9 protein-coding genes and 1 rRNA gene are annotated in these 13,011 nt (G+C 39.2%); all 10 read left to right on the top strand.

From position 1 onward, the window contains the following. Nucleotides 1-2: 2 nt before the first annotated feature. Nucleotides 3-3,503: a transcription-repair coupling factor gene (gene mfd / locus FFM61_RS06755; RefSeq protein ID WP_074427851.1), complete on the top strand. Its 3,501-nt coding sequence runs from the start codon at nt 3-5 to the stop codon at nt 3,501-3,503. Nucleotides 3,504-3,507: 4 nt separating this feature from the next. Further along, nucleotides 3,508-5,097, top strand: coding sequence for a polysaccharide biosynthesis protein (locus tag FFM61_RS06750; protein ID WP_074427850.1), 1,590 nt, complete (start codon nt 3,508-3,510; stop codon nt 5,095-5,097). Next, nucleotides 5,097-5,375, top strand: a complete 279-nt coding sequence (locus tag FFM61_RS06745; protein ID WP_074427849.1) for an RNA-binding S4 domain-containing protein — start codon at nt 5,097-5,099, stop codon at nt 5,373-5,375. Before FFM61_RS06750 ends, FFM61_RS06745 begins: the two co-directional genes overlap by 1 nt. A gap of 128 nt (nt 5,376-5,503) precedes the next feature. Next, nucleotides 5,504-5,875: an FtsB family cell division protein gene (locus FFM61_RS06740; protein WP_074427848.1), complete on the top strand. Its 372-nt coding sequence runs from the start codon at nt 5,504-5,506 to the stop codon at nt 5,873-5,875. 113 nt (nt 5,876-5,988) lie between these two features. Continuing rightward, the gene (gene tilS / locus FFM61_RS06735; protein WP_074427847.1) at nt 5,989-6,963 is read left to right on the top strand and encodes a tRNA lysidine(34) synthetase TilS; all 975 of its coding nucleotides are present in this window, start codon (nt 5,989-5,991) and stop codon (nt 6,961-6,963) included. 81 nt (nt 6,964-7,044) lie between these two features. Beyond that, a complete protein-coding gene (gene hpt / locus FFM61_RS06730) occupies nt 7,045-7,641 on the top strand; it encodes a hypoxanthine phosphoribosyltransferase (protein WP_083194524.1) in 597 nt (198 codons plus the stop codon). 57 nt (nt 7,642-7,698) lie between these two features. Then, the gene (gene ftsH, locus FFM61_RS06725; RefSeq protein WP_074427846.1) at nt 7,699-9,744 is read left to right on the top strand and encodes an ATP-dependent zinc metalloprotease FtsH; all 2,046 of its coding nucleotides are present in this window, start codon (nt 7,699-7,701) and stop codon (nt 9,742-9,744) included. Nucleotides 9,745-9,850: 106 nt separating this feature from the next. Further along, the gene (gene hslO, locus FFM61_RS06720; RefSeq protein ID WP_074427845.1) at nt 9,851-10,744 is read left to right on the top strand and encodes an Hsp33 family molecular chaperone HslO; all 894 of its coding nucleotides are present in this window, start codon (nt 9,851-9,853) and stop codon (nt 10,742-10,744) included. Nucleotides 10,745-10,856: 112 nt separating this feature from the next. Continuing rightward, complete coding sequence (lysS, locus tag FFM61_RS06715; RefSeq protein ID WP_074427844.1) at nt 10,857-12,341, top strand: lysine--tRNA ligase; 1,485 nt, start codon at nt 10,857-10,859, stop codon at nt 12,339-12,341. Nucleotides 12,342-12,938: 597 nt separating this feature from the next. Further along, nucleotides 12,939-13,011, top strand: a 16S ribosomal RNA gene (locus FFM61_RS06710); the annotation flags it as partial.

Below are 13,011 nucleotides of genomic sequence, written 5' to 3'. Positions count from 1 at the left end.
TTATGGAATTAACGGAATTTTTACAACAAGATAAAGACTTACAGCAATTAGCAACTGGGCTGAATCAAGGTGGTCGTCACTTAATGACGGGTATTTCGGGAACGGCACGAACAGTTTATTTGGCTGCGTTACAAAAGAAAACGCAGCAACCAATGGTGATTGTGTCAGATAGTCAATTTCATGCTGATCAATTGACCGAAGATTTACAAGCGCTACTGGGCGATGAACATGTCCGCTCATTTCCAGCAGAAGAAAGTGTCGCTGCAGAATTATCAGTGACATCACTAGATGCTCGTCTAGCCCGTGTTCAGGCAATGCAACTACTTTTGACAGATCCACAAGCAGTAGTGGTTACGGGCATTGCTGGTGCACAACGCTATTTACCAACAGCTGATGCATTTAAAAAGGCACAAATAACAATTGACTTTGATCATGAATATGAACTAAATCAATTGGAAACACAGTTACATCAAATGGGTTATCACCGGAATAGCACGGTTGAGCAACCAGGCGAATTTGCGATTCGTGGTTCAATTGTAGATGTTTATCCATCAGATGTTGGTAACCCAATTCGGTTAGACTTTTTCGATACGCAATTAGATTCGATGCGTTCTTTTGATGCTGAGACACAGCGTAGTATTGATAATTTGGATAGCTTAACTATTTTACCAGCGACTGACTTGGTCATTGGTGATGAAGAACGTGAGCAAGCCAAAACGAGACTTGAGTTAGCAATGACTAGCTATCGTGATTCATTGGCAGGGGCAGACAAACGGCATTTAACGGAAGCGATGACGCCATTGTTAAATACGTTAGCTGATGGTCAATTATTGCCGGATATTCGTGCTTATCTACATCTTTTGTATCCGGATGCAGTTAGCTTGTTTGACTATCTACCAGAAAATGGTATTGCAGTGTTTGATGATTATCCACGCGCGGTGGAAAATGCTGCTCAAATGCGTTTAGACGATACCAATTGGTGGGCAGATAAGTTAGCTAATCAACAGGTATTACCAGTTGATAATTTTGGTTGGACTTTGACGGATCAAGCGCGTGATGTTCAGCAGACAAGTTTGGTGTTGTCGCCATTACAGCGCGGAATTGGGCAATTACGCCAAACAAGTTTAACCAATGTGACTGTTCGCCCAACACAACAATTTTTTGGACAAATGCCACTGTTAAAAGGTGAAGTTGACCGTTGGCAAAAGCAAAATATGACAATTATTTTTCTAACCAATTCGGCTGATCGTCAAGTTAAATTAGTCCAAACCTTGAATGATTTTGGTGTCAAAATTAACCAAGTAGCTGTTGATAACCTAGCAACTGGACGGACACAATTAACGACTTTGCCATTAAGTGCTGGTTTTGAATTGCCAATGCAAAAGTTAGTTGTCTTAACAGAAAAGGAATTGTTTCAACAAGTACGTAAACGGGCACCAAAGCGACAGACGTTATCAAATGCAGAACGGATTAAAAGTTACAATGAACTAAAACCAGGCGATTACGTTGTGCATGTTAATCATGGTATTGGTATCTATGAAGGGATGCAGACGATTGAAAATCGTGGTGTTAAACAAGATTACATTACGATTGGTTACCAAAAAGATGCTAAGTTATTTATTCCGGTTACGCAATTAGATTTAGTGCAAAAGTATGTTGGTGCAGCTGAAAAAGCCCCCAAGATTAATAAGATGGGCGGCCCTGAGTGGCAACGGGCAAAGGCTAAAGTTGCTAAAAAAGTTGAAGATATTGCAGACGATTTATTGGCGTTATACGCTGAACGTGAAATTAAAAAAGGTTACGCTTTTGCACCAGATGATGATGCTATGCATAATTTTGAAGAGGCATTTCCTTATCCTGAAACACCAGATCAAATTCGGTCGATCAAAGAGATCAAAACTGATATGGAAAAGGTGCAGCCAATGGATCGTTTGTTGGTTGGTGATGTTGGTTTTGGAAAAACTGAAGTTGCAATGCGAGCAGCTTTTAAAGCGGCCCATGAAGGTAAACAAGTAGCAATGTTAGTGCCAACGACTATCTTGGCACAGCAACACTATGAATCATTTATGAATCGTTTTGAAGGCACTGATTTAAAAATTGTTGGAATGTCACGCTTTCAAACACCTAAGCAAAAGAAAGAAATTAAAGCGGGATTAAAAAATCATACCATTGATATTGTGATTGGCACCCATAGTTTGCTGGCTAAAGATGTGATATTTGGTGATCTGGGACTTTTGATTATTGATGAGGAACAACGCTTTGGTGTTAAGCATAAAGAGCGTCTTAAGAGTTTACAAACGAATGTGGATGTCTTGACCTTAACGGCGACGCCAATTCCACGTACATTAAACATGGCGATGGTTGGCGTGCGTGATCTGTCCGTAATCGAAACGCCACCAGCTAATCGATATCCAATTCAGACATATGTTATGGAACAAAATGGTCGGGTTATTGCAAATGCTGTTGAACGAGAAATGGCGCGAGGTGGACAAACCTTCTATTTGCATAATCGTGTTGCCGATATTGAAAAGGTCGCTGGGATGATTCAAAGTTTGGTACCAGAAGCCCGAGTTGCCTATATTCATGGACAAATGACGGAAGCCCAGATGGAAGGTATCCTGGTTGATTTTATTAACGGTGAGTATGACGTCTTAGTTACGACAACTATTATTGAAACTGGTGTTGATATTCCAAATGCTAATACGTTATTTGTTGAAAACGCTGATTACATGGGCTTATCACAACTTTATCAGTTACGTGGTCGTGTGGGTCGTTCACATAATGTGGCCTATGCGTACTTTACGTATCTGGGGACGCGTTCTTTGAATGAAGAAAGTGAAAAGCGGTTAACTGCTATTCGTGATTTTACAGAATTGGGTTCTGGTTTCAAAATTGCAATGCGTGATTTATCAATTCGTGGGGCTGGTGATTTGCTAGGGCAATCACAACACGGCTTTATTAACACAGTTGGTTATGATTTATATACGCAGATGCTACAAGAAGCGGTGGCTGCTAAACAAGGTAAGCAGGTTAAACAAGTAGATTCAGAGTTGGATTTGCAGGTTGAAGCATATTTGCCATCAAGCTATGTTGCTGATGGGCCACAGAAAATTGATTTATATCAACGTATCCGTAAGGCAAACAAGGCAGAACAATTTGCAGAAATTACCGATGATTTGGTTGATCGTTTTGGGGATATCCCGGCAGCGGCAAGTCGGCTGTTAGAAGTTTCTAAATTAAAGGCGCTAGCTGATCGACTTGGTATTAAACAGATCAAGCGAACGGTTAACAAACCAGAATTGGTGATGGTTAATTTTTCTCAAAAAACAACAATTACAGCACAACAAGTTAAACAGGCTAGTGCCTTAACGAAAACACGTGGACAAGTTAAAGTAAATGCCCCCGTTGTGTTTGCTATGGCAATTCAGCCTAAGCAGACAGACGATGATTGGCTAGAAAACTTAATGCAGTTTTTGACGGCATTGTTACCAAAAAAGGACTGAGCAGATGCGTAAAAGTGGTCAAAATTTAATGGTAGGCGCTGGTATTTTAACCTTAGCAGGAATTATCGCGAAGTTATTGAGTGCAGTATATCGTATCCCGTTTCAGAATTTAGTTGGTAATACTGGCTTTTATGTGTACCAACAGGTCTATCCTATTTACGGTATTGGCGTCGTGTTGGCCTTAAGCGGTTGGCCAGTGTTTATTTCAAAAATTATTACCGAACAACCGGATGAAGCACATCAACAATTAGTTGCCAGAAGGTTGTTCTGGTGGTTGTTGTTTATTAGTTGTGGCTTATTTATTTTGGTTTATGGCGGGGCACCGATATTAGCATTGGGAATGGGCGGTAATTTGAAATTAACACCAGTTGTCAAAGCGGTTGCGTGGATGTTTTGGTTTATGCCATTCTTGGCCGTTGGCCGTGGATTTGCGCAAGGGCAACTTAATATGGTGCCCACGGCAATTTCACAAATTATTGAACAAATTGCACGAGTGGCAATTATTATTGCGATTGCTTGGTATGGTGTCACAGCTAAATGGTCCGTCTACACAATTGGTACTTGGGCAATGGCCGCTGCTGCTATTGCCGCTGCAGCAGCAACGTTATATATGAGTGGTGTCGTAAAATCAATTTGGCGGACGCCGATTACAAAAGCTGTTAAAAAAGATAAATCAATTGGCTGGTTTAGAATTTTTCACCGTCTTTGGAATGAAGGCAATTTGTTAGCTATGCTAGCAGGATTATTGGTGCTATTACAGTTGGTAGATTCATTTTCCACCAAAGGCTTGTTAGAAATCTATGGTCTAAGTACTCAAGCTGCTGAATATGCTAAGGGCGTATATGATCGTGGCCAACCACTGGTTCAATTGGGGATGGTTTTAGCCACAGCTATCAGCACTTCATTGTTACCAGTCTTACGAAATCACGTTGTACATCATGAACAAAAAGACTTTATTAACGACTTTCAAATGATGTTTCGCCTATCATTGATATTATCAGGAGTAGCGACGTGTGGTTTAATGGCGGTAATGCCAGTTGTTAATCAAGTATTGTTTAGTACACGTGAAGGTAGCCAGTCATTGATTGTATTCGTTTTAACTGTCATACCAGCTACCTTAATTTTAATTGGCACAAGTGTCTTGCAAAGTTTAAATAAGACACGCGGCATAGGCTGGTTGATTATTTTAACGATGGTCATTAAGTATGGATTGAATATATGGTTAGTACCCCAATATGGCATCATAGGTGCTTCTTGGTCCACAATACTATCGTTGCTACCAATGTTATCTATTGTGATGCATCGTTTACCTAAAACGTTGTGGCAACAGTGGCATGGGCCACGCTGGTGGGGAAAATTTATACTGACTTTGCTTGGTGTGTTAGTTGGTGCCGGTGGTTGGTGCCAAATTAGTGATATATTTATAGGGTCATCCCGCTTAGCCAATTTAATAACCCTGATTATTGCCATATTAATTGGTATAATAGTATTCATCATAATGCTATGGCGTTTACGATTGTTGTCAGTAGCAGAGTGGTATGCTTTGCCTAAAGGACATAAAATATACAATTTTTTGGAAAGAAGAAACAAATAATGCGATTAGATAAATATTTAAAAGTAGCACGTTTGATTAAACGTCGATCAGTAGCAAAGGATATTGCGGATCAAGGACGAATTGATATTAACGGTAAAACAGCAAAGTCATCTAGTGATGTTAAAAGCGGTGATGAATTAACGATTCGTTTTGGAAATAAAACGACTACCATTGAAATTGAGCGAATTGTGGAAACAACGAAAAAAGATGAAGCAGAACATATGTATCGCATTGTTTCTGAAACGTATGCACAAGATTTTAGTAATGACAGTAAATAACATAACGCTCTGTTATGTTTTTATATAAAATCATTAAGAAACGTTAATGAGAGTTAAGAATATTTAAGTTTAGCGTTAAAGTTAGAGTGATTAGAGATTGCTTTTGTGTTGTTTTTGGAGGGTGAAATATGAGGAAAGTTAGAAAACAATCAAATATTGAGCCGTTAAATACCGCTGGCAAACAACATATACATTTTCAAATGCGTCAAGATCAATATAATCAATGGATTCACTGGCGACGTCGAGGAATTGCTGTAATTGCAATGTTAATCATTACGGTATTAGCAATGATTAATTTATATGGTCAACAAACCAAATATACGAATGCCTCAGCTGGATTGCAACAAACTAATAAAGCTTTGATTAACGCTAAGCAAAATAATGCGGATCTAAAACAAGAAGTGCAAGATTTGCATGATGATAGTTATTTGCAAAAATTAATCCGTGAAAAATATATGTACACAAAAGATAATGAAATTGTGTTCAATATGCCAAATTAACGATATTAATGATCAGCAGACTTACATACAATTGCGTAAGTCTGTTTTTTTATATGCTGGTAGCTTTTGTCATATAATAAGACTAGTCAAGTAAAGATAATGGAGCATGTCGTATGAAACCAAAAGTTTTGCGAGCTAATTTGATCCGTAAAATTCGCGAACAACAATTGTTTAACGCCAAGGATCATGTGTTAGTAGCTGTGTCAGGTGGACAAGATTCGTTACGATTATTACGGTGGTTAACAGAAGGCGACTTGCCACAAGATATTCAACCTAAAGTTAGTGCCATTTATATTAACCATCAATTAAGACAAGATGCTATGCAAGAAGAGACGTTTGTTCGTCGCGTGTTATCAAACACGCCCAATTTAGTGGTGCAAGCAATAGAAAGAATCAATTGGGATGAAGTGCCCACTGTTTCCGTTGAAGAACAAGCACGTGATAGACGCTATCAAACTATGTTTGCAGTTGCCAATAAAATTAACGCCAATGTGATTGTTACAGCGCATCATCGTGATGATCAGGCTGAGACAATTTTATACAAGTTAACGCGTGGTAGTCGTTTAGATCAACTGACGGGGATGCCACCCAAACAAACACTGACAAATCATTTACAATTGGTGAGACCATTTTTAGAGCTATCAAAGGCAGAATTACAAGGTTTAGTTAAAGAGCCTGTGCAAGAATGGATTGATGATTATACTAATGATGATCAAAAATATGCACGTAATCGATTACGACATGCTATCATTCCTGATTTACAACAAATTAATCAACAAGCAATACCACATATTATTGGTTTTGCTGAGGAACTGGCAGCATTGCAAGCATTGGCAAACGCGCAAATCACGCAATATGTCGCCGATTTAGAACAAGGTCATTTAGATTGGGAATTGCCAATGCCTCAATTGGTGTTGGTGCTACAAAAGTGGCTGCAAAAGCATCAAATATTAGATGTAAAAAATCGTCAGTTAGAGCAGGCGGTGCAATTGATGAAAAATAAAAATATTGCAACCGGAACCGTTCATTTACAGGGTAATAACCTACTTGTTAGAAGTCGTGGGAATTTACAATTATTAAAAGGGTAAAATTATTAGTTATTGACTAAACATGTTATTCTTAAAGTTATGTAACAGTAGGGGAATCAAGATTTAGGAGATTAACAAAACATGAACCAACCAGATATGAATAATGATATCGAACGGGTATTGTATAGCGAAGCAGAGATTGCAAAAGCTGCAAAACGAGTAGGTGAGCAATTAGCTGCTGACTACGAAGGTCAAACGCCGATTATTCTATCAGTACTTAAAGGTGCTGTTTTGTGGACTGTTGATGTTATGAGACATATGCAATATGCAGAAGTTGAATTCATCGATATTTCTAGTTATAACGGTGGTATCGCTTCATCAGGGAGTGTTGATTTGGTAACAGATTTACAAACTGATATTGCGGGTCGTGATATTATTATCATGGAAGATATCGTTGATACTGGTCGATCATTAAAGTTCATGGTTGAGTTATTAAAAGACCGTGGTGCAAAATCAGTAAAAACTGCTAGTTTGTTGGACAAAAAAGATGGTCGTGTTGTGGAAGCAACAGTTGACTATGTTGGCTTTGATGTGCCAAAAGCCTTTGTGGTAGGGTATGGGCTTGATTACAAGCAGCTATACCGTAACTTACCATATGTTGGTGTTTTGAAACGCGAAGTTTATGATCCACAACATGCTGATATGGTTGACACGGTAGACATCACACCAAATCATTAAGCTAGTACATTATATGAGGTAGTAACTGCTATTACTACCTGTTCTTGGGAGGAATTGATGAAAAACCAACGAAACGGAAATTTTGTCCGAAATAGTTTGTTTTACGTAATTGTAGTCCTAGGTATTATGGGTTTGATTTATTGGGTAGCTGGGCCCACGCAGACTTCAAATACAAAGACTATTTCTACGTCAACATTCATGACGGAATTGCGTGACAAAAAGATTGATAAAGTCACGATTCAACCTGGTGATGGTGTCTATGACATTAAGGGTGAATACAAAAGAGCACAGTCTGATAAAGATGCTAACAATGATGCATTTACTTCACTATTAGGTGGTAATTCAAAGAAAGCCAATTCCTTTGAAACCAAGTTAGTTGGGAGCGACAATATTGTTGCTGATGTTCAAAAGGCTGCTGATGCTTCAAAGGCAGATATAACGACAAAACCACAACCTTCTAATTTTTGGGGTACACTTGCAGTAACAATGTTGCCATTACTTTTGATAGTCGGATTATTCTACCTAATGATGGGTGGTATGAACCAAGGTGGTCAAGGTGGTCGTGGTAACATGATGGGTATGGGAAAATCAAAAGCTAAGGCTGCTGACCCATCAGAAAACAAGAAACGCTTTGGCGATGTTGCTGGAGCAGAAGAAGAAAAGCAAGAATTGGTTGAAGTTGTTGAATTCTTGAAAGATCCTAAGAAATTCTTGAAGTTGGGTGCCCGCATCCCATCAGGGGTTTTACTAGAGGGACCTCCCGGAACTGGTAAGACTTTGCTAGCCAAAGCCGTTGCTGGTGAAGCTGGTGTACCATTCTACTCAATTTCTGGATCAGACTTCGTTGAAATGTTCGTTGGTGTTGGGGCAAGTCGTGTTCGTGACTTGTTTGAAAACGCCAAAAAATCTGCACCATCAATTATTTTTATTGATGAAATTGATGCAGTTGGACGTCAACGTGGTAACGGTATGGGCGGTGGTCACGACGAACGTGAGCAAACGCTGAACCAAATGTTGGTTGAAATGGATGGATTCGAAGGTAACGAGGGTGTTATTGTGATGGCGGCTACCAACCGTTCTGATGTTTTGGACCCTGCCTTACTTCGTCCTGGTCGTTTTGACCGAAAGATTTTGGTTGGCCGTCCTGACGTTAAGGGTCGTGAAGCTATCCTAAAAGTTCATGCGAAGAATAAGCCATTAGATTCAAGTGTTGATTTGAAAGAAATTGCTAAGCAAACCCCAGGATTTGTTGGGGCTGATTTAGAAAACTTGCTGAATGAATCAGCTTTGTTGGCAGCACGTCGTAATAGTAATACGATTACAGCTAAAGACTTGGATGAGGCTGAAGATCGTGTGATTGCTGGACCTGCTAAGAAGGACCGTGTAATTTCAGCTAAGGAACGTAATACTGTTGCGTACCACGAAGCTGGACACGCTATTGTTGGCCTTGTCTTAAATGAAGCTCGTGTCGTTCACAAGGTAACAATCGTGCCTCGTGGTCGTGCCGGCGGATATGCAATCATGCTACCGCGTGAAGATCAAATGTTGATGAGTAAGACCGACGCTATGGACCAAGTTGCTGGTTTGATGGGTGGTCGTGCTGCTGAAGTGCTACTATTTAATCAACAATCTTCAGGTGCCTCAAACGACTTTGAGCAGGCTACTGGTATTGCACGTGCGATGGTAACGCAATATGGTATGTCTGATAAATTAGGAATGGTTCAGTTGGAGAAGGATAATGGTCCGCAATATGGTCAACCATTGTATTCAGATACAACTTCACGCCTAATTGATGAAGAAGTTCGACACATTACAACACAGGGATATGACACTGCATGTGACATTATTCTGCGTTATAAGGATCGTCATGAAGCAATTGCACAAGCATTGTTAGAATATGAAACATTAGATGAAAAGCAAATTTTGAGCTTGTTCAACACTGGTAAAATGCCAGAAAATGAGAGCGAAGCAAAAAAAGATGACGGTACACCAATGTCATATGAGCAAGCAAAGCAAGCCGCAAATGACAAATTAACAGAAGATGAAGAAGCAGCATCTTCATCAGAAGAAACAACCACGTCAGATGACGAGGATAAAGCTTAATATTTGATAAGCTAAAAGAGTTTAGGGAGGCGCTCCCTAAGCTCTTTTTTTATATACTCTGTGTTACACTTGATAACGGGAAAAAAATAGGAAAAGGAAAGATAATATGGCAGATAAATTAGTACGTGCGATTACGACAGATGGTAAGTTTCGTGCAATTGCAATTGATGCAACTGAGATGATGAAAGAAGCAGCAACCTTTCATGATGCTTCACAATTAGGAACGACTATTTTGGGACGTGCATTGATTGGTTCTTTGATGATGTCAAACGCAATTCTTAAAGGTGAGGAACGTTTAGCAGTTAGTATTGATGGTCAAGGACCTGCTGGTAAAATTGTTGTGGAATCATCGGCGCAAGGAGAAGTGCGCGGTTATGCAACTAATCCGCAAGTAGCGTTGCCGTTAAATGTTAAGCAACAGCCAGATGTTGCGACTGCAGTTGGTGTGGATGGCTTTTTGACAGTTACAAAAGATTACGGGACTAACGAACCCTTCACAGGAAAGGTTGCTTTGGCAACTGGTGAAATTGGGGATGATTTAACTTATTATATGGCGAAGTCAGAACAGATTCCGTCAGCAGTTGCCGTTTCTGTATTAGTTGATCCAGATGGTAGTGTTGTGACAGCGGGTGGATTTATGGTGTCGACGTTACCAGATGCAACAACTGAAGATATTGAACAATTAGAAACACGTCTTGGAAACTTCCCAGCTATTTCAACACAAATGATGGAAGGCTATACACCAAGTGATTTATTACATAATTTATTTGGTACTGAAGAATTGCAGATTTTGACAACAACCGAAGTAGCGTTATATCCAGCTATTACTAAGCATGAGTATGCACGAATGTTAGCGACCTTGCCATTAAGTGAATTGCAAGCGATTTTGGCTGAAGATCACGGTATCGAAATTGTTGATCGCTTTACTGGTAAAGTTATTAATTTTGATGAAACGCAATTGCAAGCAATTATTGCTAGTAAAGATGCAAGCGGTTTGTAAAAAAGTAGCAGTTCGGACTTGCAAAATGTGTTGAATGTTGGCAAACTTATAAGTATGTATGGTAGAAACCAGTTACGAATTAATTAATGAAAAATGAGGCAGGGATAGAAAAATGGCTGATCAACAAGTGTCATTAAATGACCAAATGATCAAGCGTCGTGAAAAAATGACCGAACTGCGCGAAGCAGGTATCGATCCATTTGGTCACCGTTTTGATCGGACACATATGGCATCAGAATTACATGCATTGTATGATGATGTTTCAGGCGAAGATTTGGAAGCACAAGCAAATGAAGTAGCGATTGCTGGACGCATGATGACTAAGCGTCGTTCAGGTAAAATCAGTTTTGCCGATATTAAGGATCGTTCTGGACGTATCCAAGTATTCATTCAAAAGCCAATAGTTGGTGAAGAAGTATACGATTGGTTTAAGAAGGCTGATTTAGGCGATTGGCTTGGCTTTAAGGGGACAATGATTAAGACACGTGCTGGTGAGCTATCATTGAGCGTGACTGAAATTATTCACTTGTCAAAAGCTTTGCGTCCATTACCTGACAAATTCCATGGTTTAACTGACGTTGAGACGAAATATCGTCAACGTTATTTGGACTTGATTTCAAACGATGATTCATTTGAGCGTTTCCAAAAGCGTTCAAAGATTATTTCAGCTATTCGTGCCTACATGGATGGGGATGGTTTTACAGAAGTTGAAACACCAATGTTGCAAAATACTGCAGGTGGTGCCGCTGCGCGTCCATTCATTACGCATCATAATGCTTTGGATATTGATTTATACATGCGTATCGCGTTAGAGTTACACTTAAAGCGGTTAGTTGTTGGTGGTATGGAACGTGTGTACGAAATTGGCCGTGTCTTTAGAAATGAGGGGATGGATCCAAAGCACAACCCTGAATTTACTGTTATGGAATCATACGCAGCTTTCTGGGATTTGGGCGATGTGATGACTGAAACAGAAAACATCTTTAAAGCAGCTGCGAAAGTGGTAGCTGATGATATGATGATTACTTATCAGGGGACGAATATCGATTTGGCAAAGCCTTTTGCTCGTAAGCATATGGTTGATTTGATCAAAGAGAATACTGGTGTTGATTTCTGGCAAGATTATTCACTTGAACAAGCTCGTGCGATTGCAGATGAAAAAGGTGTTAAATACGAACAATACTGGGGTGTTGGCCACATTATTAACGAATTCTTCGAGGACTTTGTTGAAGAAACATTGATTGATCCAACCTTTGTTTATGGACACCCAGTTGAAGTATCACCACTAGCTAAGAAAAGTGATGATGATCAACGTTTTGCACAACGTTTTGAGTTGTTTATTTCAGGTGGTGAATATGCCAATGCATTTACGGAGCTAAACGATCCAATTGATCAACGTGAACGTTTTGAAGCACAAGCAGCTGAACGTGATGCTGGTAATGACGAGGCTGAGGGTATTGACGAAGACTTTATTGAGTCACTAGAATACGGTATGCCGCCTACTGGTGGTTTGGGAATTGGAATTGATCGCTTGGTTATGTTACTAACTAATGCTGATTCAATTCGTGATGTTTTGTTGTTCCCAACGATGCGTTAATTAAAATGAATATAAAAACGTATTTTAAAAAGCAATATATTGGGTTTTTGAAATATGTTAAAAAAGGACGATGATCTACCATGGATAATGGTTAGATTTTCGTCCTTTTTAATACCAACAAAACAGTTTTGAAAATTAGCTTGCATTGATGTATTGCTTTGCTGTTAATGCTTATTTGAAATAATATGTTTAAAATGCAGATTAGGGGTTGCATTATGTTACGGATAGTCGTATTATATAAAAGTTGGCTTTTGGAAAAGGATTGAAAAATCAATTCAAAAGTCATCAAAAAATATCTAAAATACAGTATTGACATTTACAAAAGTATACTGTAATATAGATTAAGTTGTGATGCACAACGGGTTGATTATTCAACCTTAAAATTAGTTATTGACAAGCGTTTTGTTTGGTGATATACTGATTAAGTTGTATGAAAGCAATGTAGGTCATTGAAAACTGAATATCGTTTCGATAGAACAAATGTGTAGGGTCTTCAAGCATTATGCTTGAAACAAAAACATTTGCGAAGTCAATTCGCTAGTAAATTCGTTTAACTTCTGTTAAACAAAACAAATTAATGAGTTATACTCAAGCTTTTAAAATGAGAGTTTGATCCTGGCTCAGGATGAACGCTGGCGGCGTGCCTAATACATGCAAGTCGAACGCTTTG

The organism is Weissella hellenica, assembly GCF_005405545.1.
Classification (GTDB): Bacteria; Bacillota; Bacilli; order Lactobacillales; family Lactobacillaceae; genus Weissella; species Weissella hellenica.
Note: the sequence above shows the minus strand (reverse complement) of the source record. Positions and strands in the feature narration are given on the sequence as shown.